The sequence below is a fragment of the Sagittula sp. SSi028 genome (genome assembly GCF_048553715.1).
Classification (GTDB): domain Bacteria; phylum Pseudomonadota; class Alphaproteobacteria; order Rhodobacterales; family Rhodobacteraceae; genus Sagittula.
Genome location: NZ_JBLZNC010000004.1, coordinates 294,835 through 313,548, shown reverse-complemented (window position 1 = coordinate 313,548; position 18,714 = coordinate 294,835). Strand labels below are relative to the sequence as shown.

General features: G+C 61.5%; 19 protein-coding genes. 9 read left to right on the top strand and 10 right to left on the bottom strand.

The annotated features are described in order from the left end of the window. The first annotated feature begins 8 nt into the window (after positions 1 to 8). From rpsP to rpmE, 7 genes are all read left to right on the top strand, one after another. Positions 9 to 383, top strand: coding sequence for a 30S ribosomal protein S16 (gene rpsP, locus ACN5AZ_RS10115; RefSeq protein ID WP_419428752.1), 375 nt, complete (start codon positions 9 to 11; stop codon positions 381 to 383). 302 nt (positions 384 to 685) lie between these two features. Beyond that, the gene (gene rimM / locus ACN5AZ_RS10110) at positions 686 to 1,207 is read left to right on the top strand and encodes a ribosome maturation factor RimM (protein WP_419428751.1); all 522 of its coding nucleotides are present in this window, start codon (positions 686 to 688) and stop codon (positions 1,205 to 1,207) included. A gap of 172 nt (positions 1,208 to 1,379) precedes the next feature. After that, positions 1,380 to 1,862 (top strand): hypothetical protein, encoded by a 483-nt coding sequence (locus tag ACN5AZ_RS10105; RefSeq protein ID WP_419428750.1) that lies wholly within the window; start codon positions 1,380 to 1,382, stop codon positions 1,860 to 1,862. A 41-nt stretch (positions 1,863 to 1,903) separates the two neighbouring features. Continuing rightward, positions 1,904 to 2,698: a tRNA (guanosine(37)-N1)-methyltransferase TrmD gene (gene trmD / locus ACN5AZ_RS10100; protein ID WP_419428749.1), complete on the top strand. Its 795-nt coding sequence runs from the start codon at positions 1,904 to 1,906 to the stop codon at positions 2,696 to 2,698. Between the two features lie 86 nt (positions 2,699 to 2,784). Further along, a complete protein-coding gene (locus ACN5AZ_RS10095; protein WP_419428748.1) occupies positions 2,785 to 3,879 on the top strand; it encodes a Hint domain-containing protein in 1,095 nt (364 codons plus the stop codon). A 192-nt stretch (positions 3,880 to 4,071) separates the two neighbouring features. Next, positions 4,072 to 4,455, top strand: a complete 384-nt coding sequence (rplS, locus tag ACN5AZ_RS10090; RefSeq protein WP_419428747.1) for a 50S ribosomal protein L19 — start codon at positions 4,072 to 4,074, stop codon at positions 4,453 to 4,455. Positions 4,456 to 4,467: 12 nt separating this feature from the next. Next, positions 4,468 to 4,689, top strand: a complete 222-nt coding sequence (rpmE, locus tag ACN5AZ_RS10085) for a 50S ribosomal protein L31 (protein WP_419428746.1) — start codon at positions 4,468 to 4,470, stop codon at positions 4,687 to 4,689. A gap of 55 nt (positions 4,690 to 4,744) precedes the next feature. Here the strand turns inward: rpmE and ACN5AZ_RS10080 are convergent, their stop codons facing one another. The 3 genes from ACN5AZ_RS10080 to ACN5AZ_RS10070 form a co-directional block, all read right to left on the bottom strand. After that, entirely contained in the window at positions 4,745 to 6,064 is a 1,320-nt protein-coding gene (locus ACN5AZ_RS10080; protein ID WP_419428745.1) for a sensor histidine kinase, read from the bottom strand. 245 nt (positions 6,065 to 6,309) lie between these two features. Further along, on the bottom strand, positions 6,310 to 7,866 hold the full coding sequence (locus ACN5AZ_RS10075; RefSeq protein WP_419428744.1) for an alanine/glycine:cation symporter family protein: 1,557 nt from the start codon (positions 7,864 to 7,866) through the stop codon (positions 6,310 to 6,312). Between the two features lie 17 nt (positions 7,867 to 7,883). After that, positions 7,884 to 8,318, bottom strand: coding sequence for a universal stress protein (locus ACN5AZ_RS10070; RefSeq protein ID WP_419428743.1), 435 nt, complete (start codon positions 8,316 to 8,318; stop codon positions 7,884 to 7,886). 260 nt (positions 8,319 to 8,578) lie between these two features. On the opposite strand from ACN5AZ_RS10070, the gene ACN5AZ_RS10065 reads away from it, so the two are divergent. Then, on the top strand, positions 8,579 to 10,330 hold the full coding sequence (locus ACN5AZ_RS10065; RefSeq protein WP_419428742.1) for a SulP family inorganic anion transporter: 1,752 nt from the start codon (positions 8,579 to 8,581) through the stop codon (positions 10,328 to 10,330). On the opposite strand, the gene ACN5AZ_RS10060 is transcribed toward ACN5AZ_RS10065, so the two are convergent. The 5 genes from ACN5AZ_RS10060 to pcaF form a co-directional block, all read right to left on the bottom strand. Next, positions 10,307 to 11,035: a metallophosphoesterase family protein gene (locus ACN5AZ_RS10060; RefSeq protein ID WP_419428741.1), complete on the bottom strand. Its 729-nt coding sequence runs from the start codon at positions 11,033 to 11,035 to the stop codon at positions 10,307 to 10,309. The genes ACN5AZ_RS10065 and ACN5AZ_RS10060 overlap by 24 nt on opposite strands. Positions 11,036 to 11,139: 104 nt before the next feature. Beyond that, entirely contained in the window at positions 11,140 to 12,738 is a 1,599-nt protein-coding gene (gene serA, locus ACN5AZ_RS10055) for a phosphoglycerate dehydrogenase (protein ID WP_419428740.1), read from the bottom strand. 102 nt (positions 12,739 to 12,840) lie between these two features. Continuing rightward, entirely contained in the window at positions 12,841 to 13,983 is a 1,143-nt protein-coding gene (locus ACN5AZ_RS10050; RefSeq protein WP_419428739.1) for a phosphoserine transaminase, read from the bottom strand. 183 nt (positions 13,984 to 14,166) lie between these two features. Next, positions 14,167 to 14,736 carry a TetR/AcrR family transcriptional regulator gene (locus ACN5AZ_RS10045; RefSeq protein ID WP_419428738.1) on the bottom strand — a complete coding sequence of 190 codons (570 nt, stop codon included), beginning with the start codon at positions 14,734 to 14,736 and terminating at the stop codon, positions 14,167 to 14,169. Between the two features lies 1 nt (position 14,737). Next, on the bottom strand, positions 14,738 to 15,922 hold the full coding sequence (pcaF, locus tag ACN5AZ_RS10040; protein ID WP_419428737.1) for a 3-oxoadipyl-CoA thiolase: 1,185 nt from the start codon (positions 15,920 to 15,922) through the stop codon (positions 14,738 to 14,740). Between the two features lie 154 nt (positions 15,923 to 16,076). Between pcaF and ACN5AZ_RS10035 the strand changes: the two genes are divergently transcribed. Next, positions 16,077 to 16,421: a DUF2794 domain-containing protein gene (locus ACN5AZ_RS10035; protein ID WP_419428736.1), complete on the top strand. Its 345-nt coding sequence runs from the start codon at positions 16,077 to 16,079 to the stop codon at positions 16,419 to 16,421. A 3-nt stretch (positions 16,422 to 16,424) separates the two neighbouring features. Here ACN5AZ_RS10035 and ACN5AZ_RS10030 read toward each other — a convergent pair whose 3' ends face one another. Next, on the bottom strand, positions 16,425 to 17,255 hold the full coding sequence (locus ACN5AZ_RS10030; RefSeq protein WP_419428735.1) for an NlpC/P60 family protein: 831 nt from the start codon (positions 17,253 to 17,255) through the stop codon (positions 16,425 to 16,427). After that, entirely contained in the window at positions 17,255 to 18,637 is a 1,383-nt protein-coding gene (locus tag ACN5AZ_RS10025) for a leucyl aminopeptidase family protein (protein ID WP_419428734.1), read from the bottom strand. The genes ACN5AZ_RS10030 and ACN5AZ_RS10025 overlap by 1 nt, the downstream gene beginning before the upstream one ends. Between the last annotated feature and the right edge of the window lie 77 nt (positions 18,638 to 18,714).

Genomic DNA, 18,714 nt, shown 5'->3' with positions numbered 1-18,714 from the left:
GAAATACAATGGCCGTTAAAATCCGTCTTGCCCGTGGTGGCTCCAAAAAGCGCCCCTTCTACCGCATCGTTGCGGCTGACTCGCGCATGCCGCGCGATGGCCGCTTCATCGAGAAGCTGGGCACCTACAACCCGCTGCTGCCCAAAGACAGCGAAGAGCGCGTGAAAATGGACATGGAGCGCGTTCAGTACTGGCTGGGTGAGGGCGCACAGCCCACCGACCGCGTGTCCCGTTTCCTCGAAGCCGCTGGCGTCGTCGAAAAGAAAGAGCGCAACAACCCGCAGAAAGCAAAGCCGGGCAAGAAAGCTCAGGACCGCGCTGAAGAGAAAGCAGCCAAGGCAGCAGAAGCCGCCGAAGCCGCAGCAGAAGAGTCCGCTGAATAAGATCATCCTCGCGTAGCGAGGCTGTGCCGCCTGTCTTTGCCCACCAGGGGCAGGCTTTGGCGCCCCGACATCCCCTTGCGGAGGTCGGGGCGCTTTCTTTGGTGCAATTGGGATCTGGCGCAACATCGCGCCACATGGCACACCCACGTCCATGTTTCGATTGATCCGCCTTGTTGTTGTCCTTGTCGCCGCCTTCATATCCGGCGTATTTTACGAACGAAGTCAGCAAAAGACGCTGTGCGCAGCGGCCAATGGCACATGGGCAGGCGCTGGCCTGTGTCAGGTAAGATAAGGATAAGCGGATGCACGACGGGAACGACCCAGAGGACCAGATCTGCGTTGGCGCGATTGCCGGTGCCTTTGGCGTGCAAGGTGAGGTCCGGCTGAAGAGCTTTACCACCGATCCCTTGGCAATTGCGGACTACACACCGCTAACCGGCGACAACGGTGCCCAGTATGATCTGACCATCACCCGCGAGGTCAAACAGGGGTTTGCCGCGCGCATGTCCGGTATCGCGACCAAGGAACAGGCAGACACGCTCAAAGGTGTGCGGCTGTTTGCGCCGCGCGATCGCCTGCCCTCGCTGCCTGATGACGAATACTACCACGCGGACCTGATCGGGCTGGAGGTCTTTGACACCGGCGGCGCGGCGCTGGGACGGGTCAAAGCCGTGCACAACCACGGGGCCGCTGACCTGCTGGAGCTTTTGCGCCCCGGCCAGTCGCGCACTGTTCTGCTGCCGTTCACACTCGCCTGTGTGCCGACTGTCGATCTGGCTGCGGGTCGGATTGTCGCCGATCCGCCAGAGGGCTTGCTGGACTAACCCCTATATCGCGCCAAAACGGCGCATGGCAGCTCACTGTTTCCACGCCTCGCCGGATTTCGGCGAGACAGGGCAAACAGGGCCTTTAATGCGCCATCTTCCCGCGTCACCCTACGTCAAAGCGATTCCGTTTTGTTGGGTAATGGGTTTGGATCACAGAGTTCGCCGCACGATGTATTGCAGCATCGCTCTCGCCCCTGCTGCGGCTGTGGGGCTGTTTGGCGCGGGCCATGGCGTGATCTACCTTGCCTTTGCCGGTGGGCTTACCGCGTTGCGTGCCGGTGTTTCGGGCCGTCGTGGCGCGTGGGCTGGCCAACGTCTGCGCCGCGTGACCGCGTTGCGCCGCCTGCCAGCGGATCTGCCGTCTGAATACATCCTGCGACAAACCGTTGAACGCAGCCTTTGGCACAGCGCACAGCCCTCAACTGATGCCCCCTATTTGGTCTACAGTGTCGATGGTGTGATCCGCCGCTGTTATGACGCGCTGCATATGCCCACCAGTGATGCCATGGACCTGCACCAGCTGGCGACGCTGTACACGCTGCGCCGCGTGCTGGAGCTGCCCGCATCAGAGGCCAGCCGCCTCGCCCAGTGTTTCCGCAGGCCCGATGCCGTATTGGCGCTGCGGGATCACTTGCATCTGAGCGCGTCATAGCCGCTTGCCCCCTGCGGCCAGCTCGGGCTAAGGCAGGCCCCATGTCGAACACTCCGAAATCCCACGGTCGCAAGACCATCCGCCCGACGCTGAAACCCCGCGATCTGATGGAACAGGCGCCCGAGCTTGCCCGCGCGTGGCGCGCGCAGGTCATCACCCTGTTCCCCGAGGCCTTTCCCGGCATCCTCGGCCTGTCGCTGACGGGCAAGGCACTGAAGGAAGGGCGCTGGCAATTGCAGACCGTCCCCTTGCGCGAATTCGGAGAGGGCAAACACCGTAATGTCGACGACACCCCGACGGGTGGCGGCGCTGGCATGGTATTGCGGCCCGACGTGATGGCCGCCGCGATTGAAACCGCCCGCGCGACCCAGCATCGCGCGGCTCCGCTGATTTATCTCAGTCCCCGTGGTCGCCCCTTTACCCAAGGCATGGCGCGGGATCTGGCACAACGCCCCGGGGCCACGCTGATCTGTGGCCGGTTCGAAGGGCTGGACCAGCGGGTTATCGAACAGTTCAACATCACAGAAGTGTCGATGGGGGACTATGTGCTGACGGGGGGCGAGCTGCCCGCGCAGGTCATGCTGGATGCGACAGTACGTCTGCTGCCAGGTGTGCTGGGCAATGCGGAATCCACCGAGGAAGAGAGCTTTTCCGACGGGCTTTTGGAACATCCTCAATACACCCGCCCCAGCGACTGGCACGGGCGCAAGGTGCCGGACGTATTGCTGTCCGGCAACCACGGCGAAATCGCGAAATGGCGCCGCCAGCAGGCCGAGGCGCTGACACAGGAACGCCGCCCCGATCTGTGGGAAGCGTTTAAAAACCGCGATACTTAATCGGGCCCTGGCCTGCGGAATTAACCTCAACTTGGCCTTCGGCTGGCACACCCCATTGCGTCCGTTCGTCGTGATTGGGGTGTGTTGTGATTATCGAAGCTTATGCGCCTGATGCGTTGACGTTTGATGCGCCGTCGAACTCCTGGACCTTGCGCGCGGATTTCGATCCGGCACTGCATTTGCGCTACATCGATATCACCGATGATGACCCCAATTTTGACGGAGACGGCAGCAACGACGAGGTGGGCAGCGATCCGGATCAAACGGGTATCGTTAGGGACGCGGGCGGCACCGCTCTCGACAGTGGCCAAATCTATGACGAGGCATTTTATGCCGTGTTCGACGGCGTCACGACCATCTGGTTGGAGCGTGTGGAAATTGGCGGACGGTTGGTCGGATATTTCGCCAGCGGAAAGATGACGCCCGGACAGGCCTACACGGTCAGCGCCAGCGAACAGGGCGATGCGTCTCCTGCAGCTTACAGCAGCTTCGCCACCTTGGCCTGTTTTGATGCCGCGACGCTGATCGAGACCGCAGATGGACCCATCCGGGCCGAGCGGATCCGTGAGGGTGATCTGGTGATGACGCGTGATTATGGCGCGCAGCCGGTGCGCTGGGTCCACCGCTCTCGCCGTGCGATCGATCCTGACGACAGGCACAAGGCGCCAGTGCTCTTGCCCAAGGGAAGCCTCGGGCGCAACCGCCCCTCACGCGATCTGATCCTGTCCGCCAACCATCGTGTCCTGCTGGGAGAGGCCGGTCAGTTTCCGGTGATCGGTCTTGAGGAAGAGGCGGCCGGGGTGCTGGTGCCTTGCAAATCGCTGATCGGCTGGAACGGCATCCGCAAAATGCCCGGCAGGCAGCACGCCGATTGGTGCCACTTTGCGCTGGACCGTCATAGTGTGGTGGTCTCAAACGGCGCATGCACCGAGACCCTGTTGCTGGGGCCGCAGATTATATCCGGACTTAACCTACGGCAGATGGCAGAGATCCGGGGCCGCTTCCTATACCCGCTTCGCATAGGCGACCCGTGGAATGGCCCGCCCGCGCGCCCACTGCTGACGACCAAACAGGGGCGGGTCTGGTTGCGGCGGCAAGACGCGTTGCTGCGGCATGCGCGGCAGCTGGTCAACTTGGCGCAGCCCCCCGAAACACAGGACGGCTCCACAGATCAGCCTTGAAACAAAGGGGGTTTGTGTGTAGCAGGGCGCATCCCATGTGGCTGGTCGAATCGTCCGGCCCCTTGGGATGTGGCGGGCAGACATGCCTTCCTGACAACAAAGCAAAAGCTGGCTGTGGAAATTCCCCTGTGGAATCAAGGCACAACCAGACATTTCCGCGGGCAAACCGCGTGTAAAAAAGGAGAAGGTCAGATGGATCTGATCGCACAGCTCGAAGCGGAGCAGATTGCTGCGCTGGGGAAAGAGATCCCCGACTTTAAATCCGGCGACACCATCCGCGTCGGCTACAAGGTGACCGAAGGCACCCGCACCCGCGTGCAGATGTACGAAGGCGTCTGCATCAGCCGCAAAAACGGCAAGGGCATCGCTGGCACGTTCACCGTCCGCAAGATTTCCTTTGGTGAAGGCGTGGAACGTGTGTTCCCGCTGTACTCGACCAACATCGATTCCATCGAAGTTGTACGTCGTGGTCGCGTCCGCCGCGCCAAAATGTACTACCTGCGCTCGCGCCGCGGCAAGTCGGCCCGTATCGCGGAAGACACCAACTACAAAGCCCCCAAGGGCGCAAACGCGTAAGGAACAGACGAGATGAAAAAGGATCTGCACCCCGAATACCACCTCGTCACCGTCAAAATGACCGACGGGACCGAGTTCCAGACCCGCACCACTTGGGGCAAAGAGGGTGACACCCTCGTGCTCGACATCGACCCGACCGCGCACCCGGCATGGACCGGCGGCACGGGCCGTATGCTCGACCAAGGCGGCCGCGTCTCCAAGTTCAAAAAGAAGTACGAAGGTCTCGGCTTCTGATCATTCGCCCCTTTGGGCAAATGTTGCGCCGCTCCTACGGGGGCGGCGTTTTTGTTTACGGCGCAGGCGGCGGGCTGGCGGGCAAACACAGCTGGATATGCGCCCCCTGCCCTGCGTTGGTGATCCGCAATTCACCCGCCGCTGCCTGCGCAAAACCGGCGACCATCGACAGGCCCAGTCCGACCCCTTGGCCCACCGGCTTGGTGGTGAAAAATGGCTCGGCCACGCGGGTCAGGTTTTCTGCCAAGATCCCGCCGCCTGTGTCTTCGACCGTAATTTCCACGGCGTCTCTGCGTCTGCCCGCGACAGCCGTGACAGCAACGTGCAAAGCACCACCGTTGGGCATGGCATCGGTGGCGTTTTTGATCACGTTCAACAGCGCTGTGGTCAGCTGGCTTTCGTCGACCTCTACGAAAAGCGGGGTCTCGCTTAACTTGGTTGTGACCCGTATCGTGTCACGGATCAAAGGCCGCGCGAGGGTCAGCACATCCGCCACAGCGGAGTTAACTTCGACCACGCGCGGATGGGTCGGGGCCTTTCGCGCGTAGACTAGCAGGTGGTGCACAACCTGCTCCCCGCGTTCGGCGGCGGTATAGGCTTCATCCACCACGGCGCGCTGTTCCGCGCTGCTTTGCATCAAATGATAGAGTTCGAGGTTGCCCTTGATGACAGTCAGCATGTTGTTGAAATCATGGGCGACCCCACCTGCCAATCGCCCGATCGCAGACATCTTTTGATCCTGTGCCGAGCGTTGCGCCGCCAGTTCCATCCTGATCCGGGCGCCACGGGCATACAGCATGGAGCGCGCCACATAGACATAGCCAATCAGGGTCACCGCCACAGCACCGGTCCATTCCACCGGTGTGTCGAAGTGATCCAGATGGCCTGCCAAAATAACCAGCACCGCTGCGGCAAGTGTCACCACCTGCGCCCAGACCAGCCAGAGAATTCGGTCGGCACGGCGGATCTGGTAAACCACAGTCGCCGCAATCAAGACCCCGCCGACATAAATCTGTATTTCGCTATGAAAGGTCGTCCAATAGACAGGCATCCATAAGAAGGCGATGACAACAACCATATAGCTGGCGGCGGCAATATTGCGGCGGTGTGCCCCCAAAGCGTCCCGGGGCAAGGTCAGGAAATGCTTCAGCAACCCCCAATGCAGCGCATGCGCCAGAAAATACCCCGCCCCCCACAGCAATGGCAAAATTCCCGGCTCGTAGGCGTACATTAACCCAGTGCCCAAAAACACGGACAGCAGGCGACCAACCGTCTCCTTACGGTCGCCGTACTCTACATCGTAGAGCAATTGGATATCCTGTCTGCTTTGCGTCATACGAACAGGCTTTGCCCCGAGTATACCGGATTGGATCATGGTCAGAACAAGAGTACCGATTAAAACTGCCCTCAGCGTACCCGAGCGGGGTAATCCGCTCCAACACAAGTTGTTGAAAAGCGGTCATATTAACCACCTTTGCGTGAAAGCTCATAAATCAATCACGCCGGAATTGTTTAATAGATAATACTTGTTGAATAATTGAGCATAATTTCTGGCACACTCCAAAAGCAAAACAGGGCCACCCGATGGGCAGCCCTGCGTCACACTAGATCAATTTAGCATCAATCGGTGAATTTGCGGATCTCGCCGGATTTGATCCGCGTTAGGTAGCTGTGCAATTCGCGTTTCACCACGGGCATCAACAGATACAGGCCAATGATGTTCACCACGGCCATGGCAAAGATTGCCGCATCCGAGAAGTCGATGACCGGCCCAAGATTGGCAGAGGCGCCTACGATCACGAACAGGCAGAAGATGACCTTGAACGTCAGCTCCTTGGCCTTGCCCTCGCCGAACAGGAAGGTCCACGCCTTCAACCCGTAGTAGGACCACGAGATCATCGTGGAGAAGGCGAACAGGATCACGGCCACGGCCAGCACCGTCGGAAACCACGAGAACGCGCTGCCAAATGCGGCGGCGGTCAGGCTGACACCCGTGTTGCCGTCGACGGTCGCGATGGCGGTGCCCGCCTCGTTCAGCATGTAAAGCCCGGTGGTCTCATCAATCAGCAACTGCTGGGTGATGATGATCACCAGCGCCGTCATGGTACAGATCACAACAGTGTCGATGAACGGCTCGAGCAGAGAAACAAAACCTTCGGTGATCGGCTCCTTGGTGCGGACCGCCGAATGCGCAATCGCTGCGGACCCGACACCGGCCTCGTTCGAGAAGGCCGCGCGCTTGAACCCTTGGATCAACGCGCCGACCATGCCGCCCGCAATGCCCAAACCGGTGAAGGCGCCAGCAAAGATCTGGCCAAAGGCCCAGCCGATCATATTGGCGTTCATGATCAGGATCACCAAAGCGGTGCCGACGTAGATCACCGCCATCAAAGGCACGACCTTTTCGGTTACTGATGCGATGGATTTTAGACCGCCAGCAATCACCATAAACACGATAACCGCAAAGACCACACCCGTGATCGCGCCGGGGTATTCTCCCAAAACGCCGGTCAGGGCCTGATGTGCCTGATTGGCTTGAAACATGTTCCCGCCGCCCAGCGCGCCCAGGATACAGAAAATCGAAAACAGCACAGCCAGCACTTTGCCCCCCGGCAAGGCGCGTTCGGCGAAGCCTTTGACCATGTAATACATTGGCCCACCCGAGACGGTGCCGTCCTCGTATTCATTACGGTATTTCACGGCGAGCGTACATTCCGTGAACTTCGACGCCATGCCCAGCAGGCCTGCGAGGATCATCCAGAAGGTCGCCCCCGGCCCGCCGATGCCGACAGCCACCGCAACCCCCGCGATGTTGCCCAGACCGACGGTTCCGGACAGCGCCGTGGCAAGCGCCTGAAAGTGGCTGACTTCACCAGCGTCATCGGGGTCAGAGTAGTCACCCTTGACCAGCGCGATGCTGTGGCCAAAGGCGCGAAACTGGATAAACCCGAAATAGACGGTAAACACGGTCGCGGCGAGCACAAGCCAGCCCACGATCCACGGGAAATCGGTGCCCGGAAACGGGCTGAAGATCGCGGATACAAACCAGCCGGTTGCCCCCGCAAAGGCCGCGTTGATGGTCTCGTCGATGCCGGCGCTGTCTTGTGCGGCGGCGGCGTTTGCCAGCCACGCCAGCATCAACGCGCCAAGCCCTGGGCGCGTAAAAGTCGATGTCATGATCTGTCTCCCCGACATTATGGCACGATGGTGCAGGGCACCGGCGAAATTTGGACCAAGGACCCGGCCACGGAACCGAACACCCGACTGCCAAAGGAGGAGTTCCCGTCCCGGCCGAGGATGATCTGAACCGCGCTTTCCGCTTTGACCAGTTTGACCAGGGTTTCGGCGACATGGCCGTATTTGATCACGGCCTCGACGGGAACACCGGCGGCGGTCACTTGTTCGCGCGCGGGCGTCAGGATGGCGCGCTCGGCGCGGGCCATCTCTTCCTTGCGGCGGGCATGGCGTTCCTCGATCTCTGTCGGGGTCAGGAACGAATAAGGGGACCATTCCAGAACATGCGCCAAAACCAGCGCCCCACCGGTGACCTGCGCCCGCTGGATCGCAAAATCCAGCGCCCGCTTCGCTGCGTCGCTGCCGTCGAATCCGACGACGAATTTTTCTGCCATGTGCCCACTCCCTGCTGATGGCGTCATGTAATTGTGACAATCTACCGCAGTTCGCCCCTGTCATGCGCCGGAAAAATGACAGCTGATGGGAAATTTGATCGATTTTAGTCAGATTTTCGGGAAGATTGTCTGATCAACCACTCGTTTGCGGCCAAAATTCTGCTGTGCTGGCTGCACATAGGGAGAAACTCTCCACGAAACCTTTTAAATTCTGTTTATTGAATATAAGTGGGAAGAAGCTCCCCCCTTTGGATACTGACATGTCTCTTCACCCCTCACGCCTGCGCCGCTTTTTTCCGATCCTTCAATGGGGACAAAGCTATGGGCGCACCGAGGCGACATCTGACCTGTTGGCCGCAGCTATCGTGACGATCATGTTGATTCCTCAATCGCTGGCCTATGCGCTTTTGGCAGGACTGCCGGCGGAGATGGGGCTTTATGCGTCGATCTTGCCGCTGGTGGCCTATGCGGTTTTCGGCACATCGCGGACACTGGCCGTTGGTCCTGTGGCAGTGGTGTCGCTGATGACCGCCGCCGCCATCGGGGAATTGGGGCTTACCAACCCCGTCGACGTCGCACTGGCCGCGGGCACCTTGGCCTTTATGTCCGGAGCGTTTTTGCTGCTGATGGGCGCGCTGCGGCTGGGGTTTATTGCAAATTTCCTGTCACATCCGGTGATCGCGGGTTTCATCACCGCCTCGGGCCTGCTGATTGCCACCTCGCAGCTCAAGCATATCCTCGGGGTGGATGCGGGCGGTCACACGTTGATCGAGACCGTCGCGGATCTGGTCACCCACCTCGACAATACCAACGCGGTCACACTGGCGATCGGGGCGAGTGTGACCGGCTTTCTGTTCTGGGTGCGCAGGGGGATGAAGCCGCTTCTGGTGGCCAATGGCACCCCACCACAGCTGGCAGATATTCTGACAAAGGCCGGTCCGGTGTTCGCCGTCGGCGTGACCATCGCTGCGACCTGGGCCTTTGATTTGCACAGCTACGGGGTGAAAATCGTGGGCGAGGTCCCCACTGGCCTGCCGCCTTTGACCCTGCCGGTTCTCGATGGCGCGCTGTGGCAGCAGCTGGCGCTGCCTGCGGTTCTGATTTCCGTTATCGGTTTCGTTGAATCCGTATCGGTGGCGCAGACCCTCGCGGCCAAGCGGCGGCAGCGTATCGTCCCGGATCAGGAGCTGATCGGGCTGGGCGCGTCCAACATTGGCGCGGCACTGACAGGCGGTTATCCCGTCACGGGCGGCTTTGCGCGGTCTGTGGTGAACTTCGATGCCGGTGCCGAAACCCCCGCCGCCGGAGCCTATACCGCTGTGGGCATTCTGCTGGCCGCCTTGTTTTTGACGCCTGTGTTGTACTTTCTGCCGATCGCAACGCTCGCGGCGACGATCATCGTGGCGGTCCTGTCGCTGGTGGATCTGTCGATCCTGAAACGGGCCTGGGGCTACAGCGCGGTGGATTTTGCAGCCGTCGCGGCGACCATCCTGCTGACCCTGACACTGGGGGTCGAGGTCGGCGTGTCAGCGGGAGTGCTTATCTCCATCGGCTTACATCTGTACAAAACGTCCCGCCCGCATGTGGCCGAAATTGGCCTTGTCCCCGGCACGCAGCATTTCCGCAACATCCTTCGCCACGAGGTCGAAACGCAGCCGCATCTGATTACACTGCGGGTGGATGAGAGCCTGTATTTCGCCAATGCCCGCTTTCTCGAAGACTATGTGCTGACCCGCGTGACCTGTGACCAGCCGATCCGCCATGTGGTGTTGAACTGTCCTGCGGTGAATGACATCGATATGTCCGCGCTGGAGACGCTCGAAGAGCTGAACCGCCGTCTGGCCGACATGGGCATCACATTGCACCTGAGCCAGATCAAAGGGCCGGTGATGGACAAGCTGCGGCGCGCCCATCTGCTTGAGGATCTCAGCGGTCAGGTCTTTCTGTCCCAGTTTCAGGCGTGGCAAGCACTGGCCACGCCCGCCCCATCAGGCCAAAGGACCGCGTCCTGAGGCACCCAGCCGGAAAATTTCCGGCCCGTCAAAGACCGCGATGGTCAGCGGCTTGCCCTTGCCCGCCCCGGTATCGAGGTTCAGCCGGTTCACCCGCAGATCCGGCGCGTCGACCATCGTATGGCCATGCACCACCAGCACGCCGTGATCACTGGTGTCCTCCAGAAACGGGTCCCTGATCCACAGCAGATCATCCTCAGCCTGTTCTTCCAGCGCCACTGCGGGCCGGATACCCGCATGGACAAACAGCCGGTCGCCGATCCGCTGCTGCAGCGTCAGGTCGCGCAGGAACGCCAGATGTTCGTCGGGGACAACCGCGCGGACCTGCTCTGCCAATTCGCCAGAACGGATGCGGTCTGGCACTTCGATCCCGTAGGAGGCCATCGTTTCGCGCCCGCCGATGTTCTTGTGCGTCCAGTCGTATCCGATGATCAGGTGCGGGTCATTGCGTGGCATGGGTGGCTCAATGAACCATTCGAACAGACGGTCATGATTGCCCTTGATGCAGGTCCAGTTGCGCCCCTCCGCCAGACCTTGTGCCAAAATGTCGATGACACCGCGCGAATCCGGCCCGCGGTCGACGTAATCCCCCAGAAATACGATGCGCGCATCCCGCCCGCCGTCATTTTCAATCTGCGCCAATGCATCGGTCAGCATCTCGCGCTGCCCGTGAATGTCTCCGATGGCGTAAATGTTTTGGCTCACGCTGTGGTCTCCTCCCGTGGTTGAAAAGGACCTAGCGTGACGCGCGGGAAATGACAAACGGGCGGCCCCGAGGGACCGCCCGCCATCGTCGACAAAAGCCGAGGTTAGTTCACATCAAAGGACAGCGGCTTGACCTGACGGAACAGGCCGGTGGCCTTCAGGTCGTCGATGGCCTTTTGCGGCAGGGCGTCATCGATGTAGAGCAATGCGATGGCCTCGCCCTTGGCCGCCGCGCGGCCCAGAGTAAAGTTCGCAATGTTCACACCGTTGTTGCCAAGCGTGGTGCCAAGCGTCCCGATGATGCCGGGCACATCCTCGTTGGTGGTGTAGACCATGTGCTGGCCCACTTCGGCGTCGATGTTGATGCCCTTGATCTGGATGAAGCGCGGCTTGCCATCCGAGAACACGGTGCCCGCGACCGACCGCTCACGCTCTTCGGTGACGACGGTGACTTTGACATAGCCCTCGAACGCACCGGATTGCGCCTGATTGGTGGTCGAGATCTTGATGCCGCGCTCTTTGGCGATCATCGGCGCCGAGACCATGTTCACGTCCGGGTTCGCCTGCTTCATGATACCCGCGATCAGCGCGCAGTTCAGCGCCTCGAGGTTCATGGTCGCGGCTTCACCGTCGTACAGGATGTTGATCGCCTTGATCGGCTCGTCCTTGGACATCTGACCGGCAAAGTTGCCCAGATGGCCGGACAGATCGATCCACGGGCCCATGACCTTGGCTTCTTCAGCGGTGACAGATGGCATGTTCAGCGCGTTTTCGACGGCACCGGTCAGCAGGTAGTTCGACATCTGCTCGGCAACCTGCAGGGCCACGTTTTCCTGCGCTTCGGTGGTCGAGGCACCAAGGTGCGGCGTGCAGACCACGTTGGGCAGGTTGAATAGCGGGTTCTCGGTCGCCGGTTCCTGCGCGAAAACGTCAAAGGCCGCGCCAGCCACATGGCCGGATTTCAGCAGATCGGCCAGCGCCTCTTCGTCGACCAGACCACCACGGGCACAGTTGATGATGCGCACGCCTCTCTTGGTCTTTTCGAGGTTTTCACGCGACAGGATGTTGCGGGTGCCGTCGGTCAGCGGCACGTGGAGGGTGATGAAATCGGCACGGGCCAGCAGCTCGTCCAACTCGACCTTTTCGACCTGCATCTTCTCGGCCTTTTCTTCGGACAGGAAGGGGTCGAAGGCGACAACCTTCATCTTCAGACCACGGGCGCGGTCGCACACGATGCCACCGATGTTGCCCGCGCCGATCACGCCCAGCGTTTTGCCGGTCAGCTCGACGCCCATGAACTTGGACTTTTCCCACTTGCCCGCGTGGGTCGAGGCCGATGCCTCGGGGATTTGACGCGCCACGGCGAACATCATGGCGATGGCGTGTTCAGCCGTGGTGATCATGTTGCCGAACGGCGTGTTCATGACGATCACACCGGCCTTGGACGCCGCTTCCTTGTCGACGTTGTCGGTGCCGATGCCTGCGCGGCCCACAACCTTGAGGTTGGTGGCGTGCTCCAGCAGCGACGGCGTGACCTTGGTGGCGGAGCGAATCGCGAGGCCGTCATACTTGCCGATCACCTCGGCGAGCTTTTCCTTGTCCTTGCCCAGTTCGGGCATGAAATCCACGTCAATGCCGCGATCACGGAAGATCTGGACGGCGGTTTCGGAGAGCTTGTCGGATACGAGAACTTTGGGGGCCATGGGTGTGGTCCTTATACAAATAGGGGGGCGGCGGGTTAACAACCCGCCCTACGATCTGTCGGAATGGTTGAGGAGGTGGGCTGTTCACCCACCATCCGTCGCTTACTGCGCGGCGATTTCCGCCTCGAACGCGTAGGCCAGCCAAGGCATCAGCGCTTCGACGTCAGAGGTTTCCACCGTGGCGCCACACCAGATCCGAAGACCCGCAGGCGCGTCGCGGTAGGCACCGATGTCCAGTGCGACACCCTCGGCCTCCAGCCGTTTGGCGACCGCTTTGGCAAAGCTTGCACCATCCTTGATGCGGTCATCGGTGAACTTCAGGCAGACGGAGGTGTTCGACCGTGTCGCGGGATCAACCGCGAGGTTGGCAATCCAGTCGTTGGCCTCGCAGAAGTCCCAGATCACCTTGGCGTTTGCATCAGCCCGCGCCATCAGCGCGTTCAGCCCGCCAATCTCGCGCGCCCAATCCAGCGCCACCAGATAATCCTCGACCGCCAGCATGGACGGCGTGTTGATCGTAGCTCCGCTAAAGATGCCGTCGATCAGCTTGCCGCCCTTGGTCAGGCGGAAGATCTTGGGCAGCGGCCATGCGGGGGTGTAGGTTTCCAACCGTTCGACAGCCCGGGGCGACAGCACCAGCATACCATGCGCAGCCTCGCCTCCCATGACTTTTTGCCAAGAGAAGGTGGTCACATCCAGCTTGTCCCACGGCAGGTCCTGCGCAAACGCGGCAGAGGTCGCATCGCAGATGGTCAGCCCTTCGCGATCAGCGGGGATCACGTCACCGTTCGCCACACGCACGCCGGAGGTGGTGCCGTTCCAAGTGAACACAACATCGGTGTTGTAATCGATCGCCGCCATATCGACGATCTCGCCGTAGCCCGCTTCGCGCACGTCGGCGTCGATCTTGAGCTGCTTTACGACGTCGGACACCCAGCCCGCGCCGAAAGATTCCCAAGCCACCATGGTGGCCTTACGCGCACCCAGCATCGACCACATGGCCATTTCGACCGCGCCGGTATCGGACGCCGGCACGATGCCGATCTTGTAATCTGCCGGGATGCCGAGGATCTCACGCGTGCCTTCGATGGCAGCCTTGAGCTTGTCCTTGCCGACGGCGGCGCGGTGCGACCGGCCCAGAGCGGCGTCAGACAATTTGTCGAGCGTGAAAGTGGGGATCTTGGCGCAGGGGCCAGAAGAAAAACGCGGGTTTACCGGCCGCGATGCCGGTGCTTGGGGTGCCATAGCTGAGCTAACCTTCCAGATAGATGCCTCTCGTTGGGGAGAGGTGTCCCACAGCCGCGTTTACAGAAGGGGTGACAGGCCAGCAAGCAACAAAATGTCGCGCCTGAGTGAATACGTGTCGCTTTTGAATTTTTCTGATCGGCTTCGTCGCCAATCGGAAACAGCACGCCCGCCGGCGCGCGATCAGATTCGCGCCAAACCGCCCTCAATGAACTGCAGCGCCATGTCGGTATAGGCCGCCCGGCTCATCCCTTTGGCCGGATCATGCCAGCGACTGACCCAGTTCAGAATGCCGAAAACGGTCATCGTCGCAGCGCGCAGGCGGTCTTGGTCCAGTTCGGGGCGCAGCGTCGACAGGCATTGCGACATCAGCGCCACCAGATCGCGCTGGCGTTCCAGAATGGGGGCGCGCATGTCCTCGGCCAGCCATTTAGACGAATCGACTTGCAGGCGATGCTCGGGGCCTGCGTGTTCAAAGGCGTCCAGAAGGGCGCGCACCAAGGCGTCCAGACCGCCCGGCGCGGCAGCCTTTGCCCGCAATACCATCGCATCGAAATGCGCCTGCAGGATGTCCGCCAACAGCGCCTCCTTGCTGGGATAATAGTGGTATATCAGCGCCTTGGACACACCGCAGGCCTTGGCCGCCCCCGTCATCGATGCGCGATCAAACCCATGCTGCGCAAAGTAGGCCGCCGCCCCTTTGCGCAACGCCTGACGTTTTTCCGCGTGATCGCGCCCCAAGCCACGGGCCATGTCACAGTGCCTCTAGCGCCAGTGCGATGCCCTGCCCAACGCCAATACACATTGTACACAAAGCGTATTTACCGCCATCCGTCAGCGATTGGCCTGCAGTGAGCGCCAGACGCGCCCCGGACATTCCCAACGGGTGCCCCAGTGCAATCGCACCGCCATGCGGGTTCACATGCGCTGCATCGTCCGGCAGGCCCAGATGCCGTGTGACCGCAAGCGCCTGCGCGGCGAAGGCCTCGTTCAACTCGATCACGTCGAAATCGCTGATTTTCAGGTTCAGGCGCGCCATCAGCTTGTCCGTCGCAGGCGCTGGACCAAAGCCCATCAGGCGCGGGGCAACCCCGGCTGTCGCCGCGCCCAGAATGCGCGCCACAGGACGCAACCCGTGCTTTTGCGCCGCCTCTGGCGAGGCTACGATCAATGCGCACGCGCCGTCATTCACGCCCGACGCATTGCCCGCCGTCACACTGCCCCCGTCGCGAAACGGCGTCTTTAGCGCAGCCAGCTTGTCCAGAGTGGTCGTCCGTGGATGTTCGTCCGTGTCGACACGCACCGGATCGCCCTTGCGCTGCGGAATGGAAACCGGCGTGATTTCCCGCGCCAACCGCCCCGACGCAATCGCCGCTGCTGCGCGCTCTTGTGATCGCAGGGCGAACTTGTCCTGATCCTCACGCGAGATGGCAAATTCCTCGGCGACGTTTTCAGCGGTTTCCGGCATGGAGTCAGTGCCATAGCGCGCCTGCATCGCCGGATTGACGAATCGCCAACCGATGGTGGTGTCGTAAATCTCATTAGCGCGGGAAAAAGCGCTGCTCGCCTTGGGCATGACAAAAGGCGCGCGCGACATGCTTTCGACACCGCCGGCCACAACGATTTCAGCCTCACCGCATTTCACTTGGCGCGCAGCAATCGCCACGGCATCAAGACCGGAACCGCACAGACGGTTCACCGTCGTTCCCGGCACGCCCTCACCCAGACCCGCCAAAAGCGCAGACATGCGGGCGACGTTGCGATTGTCCTCGCCTGCCTGATTGGCGCAGCCCGCGATCACCTCGTCGACAGGCAGGCCTTCGGGCACAATGGCGCGGATCACATGTGCCAACAGATCATCCGGGCGCACCGACGACAGCGCCCCGCCGTATCGCCCGATTGGTGTTCTTGTTCCTTCGCACAACCACGCGTCTCGCATGCCAAAGCTCCCCATTGCGCTGGCAAAGCGCCAGCCCCTCCCGTGTCACGGGACTCTGCACAAAACCGACCGTGCGGTCAAGTATACGGCAAAAGGCTGCCACATCTTGGACTTGGTTCTTGATTTGGCCGTCGCAGGACGCAAATCTGTAGGTATGAACAGTCTTACGCCTTTTCCAAATCAGGGGCCCGCGCCACAGCAGGTGACCGCCTTTCACCGAACAGAGCTGAGCGTGATCCTATCGCTTTACGGCCGTATGGTTGCCGCTGGCGAGTGGCGCGATTACGGGATTTCGTCCCTGCGGGATGTGGCGGTGTTTTCGGTGTTCAAACGGACAGCGGAAAACCCGCTGTACAGGATCGAAAAACGCCCGAAACTGCGCAACCGTCAGGGGGAATACGCTGTGATCGGCACGGATGGCCAAGTGCTCAAACGTGGGCATGACCTGCGCACGGTGTTGCGTGTGTTGGAACGCAAGCTGATCCGTTCGGTGGAGTGACCCCTATTTCAGCCGCGCATGACGCGTGACGGGGCCATCGCCTTGCGCCTCGATACGGGCAATCGCCTCGGCGATGGGCTCATAGCGCACCGCCATATGATGGGCATTGGCATGCAACAGACGGTCGCCGTCCGCGACCCATGCCACATGTCCTTTCCAGAACATCAAATCCCCCCGCTGCGGCGCAGTGCCCGCGGGCAAGGTTTGGCCCAGTCGCGCCTCCTGCATGTCGCTGTCTCCGGGGCAGTCATAGCCGCAGGCCGCAAGCCCCGCCCAGACGAGACCGGAACAATCGACCCCCCAAACGCTGTTTCCGCCCCACAAATAGGGGGTGCCAAGGTAACGCTCTGCCACGGCGACGGGGTCACGCTCAGAGGTTTCCGACAGGTGCGACTGCGGAACCCACCCTGCCTCGGTGCGGATAAAGCGGCCCTCGACCGCGCCGCCAAACAGGCGGCTGCCCTCTGACAGGGCCAGCGTTTCAGGCTGTTTGAAATCCGGCTGGCTGTAGGCGTGGGTTTGTTGCACGCAAACCCTGAGCACCGCCGGCGGCCGATCGTCTGACGGGCGCAATGCCGCATCGTGCAACCATCCGACATAGCCCGACATAGTCGGCACGCGGACGAAGGCCCATCCGTCAACGCGGTCCAGCACCTCGCACGGCGTGCCGTACATCAACTGACGGTCCCGCGCCCCATCGGGAGAGCGGCACAGATCCGTCACCGGCAAAGACACGAACATCGGTTCGGGATCAACAGGTCGCAGATCGGGGAAATCCTGCGCGTGATCCCGCGCGACAACGCGATCTGTTGCGGGACGCAGTCGCCGGTCCATCACAGACCCAAAACCTGCGGCAACGCGCCAAGGATCGCGCGTGGCCCCTGCCCCAGCCCGCCCTTGCTGCGCCCCGGTTGTGCCGAGGGCTGCCAACTGTAGATGTCAAAATGCGCATAGCGGGCAGCGCCTTCGGTAAAGCGGCGCAAGAACAGGGCCGCTGTGATCGATCCGGCAAAACCGCCTGAGGGCGCATTGTCCAGATCGGCGATATCCGGTTCAATCATCGTCTCGTAAGGAATGTGGAATGGCATCCGCCATACCGGATCGGCCTGTTCCTGCGCAGAGGCCGTCAGCGCCTGAACAAACCGCTCGTCATCGCAGTAGAACGGCGCGAGGTCCGGACCAACGGCCACGCGGGCCGCCCCCGTCAGCGTTGCCATCGACAGCATCAAATCGGGCGCCTCCTCGGCCCCGTAGGCCAGCGCATCCGCCAGCACCAACCGTCCTTCGGCGTCCGTATTGTTGACCTCTACCGTCTTGCCCAAACGCGAGGTCAGCACATCGCCGGGGCGGAAACTGGGGGCGGATACGCTGTTTTCGACAGCGGGGATCAGCAAACGCAGTTGCACATTCAGCCCCAGCGCCATGATCATCTGAGCCAGCCCGATGGTGTTTGCCGCGCCGCCCATGTCCTTCTTCATCAGGCCCATAGATCCGCCCGGCTTCAGGTTCAGCCCGCCGGTGTCAAAGCACACGCCTTTGCCGACAAGCGTCAGCTTCGGCCCAGCGCTGCCCCAGCGCAGATCAATCAGGCGAGGCGCCTCGGACGCGGCCCGGCCGACCACGTGGATCATGGGAAAATTCTGCGCCAGCAGGTCCTCTCCGGTCGTGACTTCAATCGTTGCGTCAAATCTGTCGGCCAGATCGCGGGCGGCCTGTTCCAGCGCCACCGGCCCCATGTCCTGGGCCGGCGTGTTCACCAGATCCCGCGTCAGCCATTCTGCCTCCGCCAACACCTCCAGCCGTGCGGCGTCTACACCCGCAGGCGCCACCAGATGGCGATCCGCTTCGGCTGCGGATTTGTAGCGCGTGAAACGATACATCGACAAAAGCCATCCCAGCGCCTCTGTCGCAGGATTGTCCAGATCACCCGAGGCGATTTGGTACGCCCCCGGCGACAAGGCCGGTATGGCCGCCGCCAGAACAAACCGCTGGCGTGCCCGCTGGTCCGCCGTGCCATATCCGGCAAGCGCCGCGACGGGGGCCCCGGCCTCTCCGGGGATCATCAGCGCGGTGCCGATATGTCCCGCAAAACCCTGTGCGGCCACCCATGCGCGTACAAACTCCGACTGCTCAGTCAGCCAGCCGTCCAATGCATCAGGGGTCAGGACATGCAATGGCAGGGCGTTTGCGGCGTCGGATTGGAAACGGGGGGGCATAAAGAGGAACCTCGGCTGTGTTTGCGGGCTCAGCCTAATCCCGGCGCAGACCGCTGCAAGCCCGAATCGGCCCGCAT

Excerpts from the sequence above, each read along its gene's own strand:
- rpsP (WP_419428752.1), top strand. The coding sequence starts at position 9 with ATGGCCGTTAAAATCCGTCTTGCCCGTGGTGGCTCCAAAAAGCGCCCC.
- rimM (WP_419428751.1), top strand. The coding sequence starts at position 686 with ATGCACGACGGGAACGACCCAGAGGACCAGATCTGCGTTGGCGCGATT.
- ACN5AZ_RS10105 (WP_419428750.1), top strand. The coding sequence starts at position 1,380 with ATGTATTGCAGCATCGCTCTCGCCCCTGCTGCGGCTGTGGGGCTGTTT.
- trmD (WP_419428749.1), top strand. The coding sequence starts at position 1,904 with ATGTCGAACACTCCGAAATCCCACGGTCGCAAGACCATCCGCCCGACG.
- rplS (WP_419428747.1), top strand. The coding sequence starts at position 4,072 with ATGGATCTGATCGCACAGCTCGAAGCGGAGCAGATTGCTGCGCTGGGG.
- rpmE (WP_419428746.1), top strand. The coding sequence starts at position 4,468 with ATGAAAAAGGATCTGCACCCCGAATACCACCTCGTCACCGTCAAAATG.
- ACN5AZ_RS10080 (WP_419428745.1), bottom strand. The coding sequence starts at position 6,064 with ATGATCCAATCCGGTATACTCGGGGCAAAGCCTGTTCGTATGACGCAA.
- ACN5AZ_RS10075 (WP_419428744.1), bottom strand. The coding sequence starts at position 7,866 with ATGACATCGACTTTTACGCGCCCAGGGCTTGGCGCGTTGATGCTGGCG.
- ACN5AZ_RS10070 (WP_419428743.1), bottom strand. The coding sequence starts at position 8,318 with ATGGCAGAAAAATTCGTCGTCGGATTCGACGGCAGCGACGCAGCGAAG.
- ACN5AZ_RS10065 (WP_419428742.1), top strand. The coding sequence starts at position 8,579 with ATGTCTCTTCACCCCTCACGCCTGCGCCGCTTTTTTCCGATCCTTCAA.
- serA (WP_419428740.1), bottom strand. The coding sequence starts at position 12,738 with ATGGCCCCCAAAGTTCTCGTATCCGACAAGCTCTCCGAAACCGCCGTC.
- ACN5AZ_RS10050 (WP_419428739.1), bottom strand. The coding sequence starts at position 13,983 with ATGGCACCCCAAGCACCGGCATCGCGGCCGGTAAACCCGCGTTTTTCT.
- ACN5AZ_RS10045 (WP_419428738.1), bottom strand. The coding sequence starts at position 14,736 with ATGGCCCGTGGCTTGGGGCGCGATCACGCGGAAAAACGTCAGGCGTTG.
- pcaF (WP_419428737.1), bottom strand. The coding sequence starts at position 15,922 with ATGCGAGACGCGTGGTTGTGCGAAGGAACAAGAACACCAATCGGGCGA.
- ACN5AZ_RS10035 (WP_419428736.1), top strand. The coding sequence starts at position 16,077 with ATGAACAGTCTTACGCCTTTTCCAAATCAGGGGCCCGCGCCACAGCAG.
- ACN5AZ_RS10030 (WP_419428735.1), bottom strand. The coding sequence starts at position 17,255 with ATGGACCGGCGACTGCGTCCCGCAACAGATCGCGTTGTCGCGCGGGAT.
- ACN5AZ_RS10025 (WP_419428734.1), bottom strand. The coding sequence starts at position 18,637 with ATGCCCCCCCGTTTCCAATCCGACGCCGCAAACGCCCTGCCATTGCAT.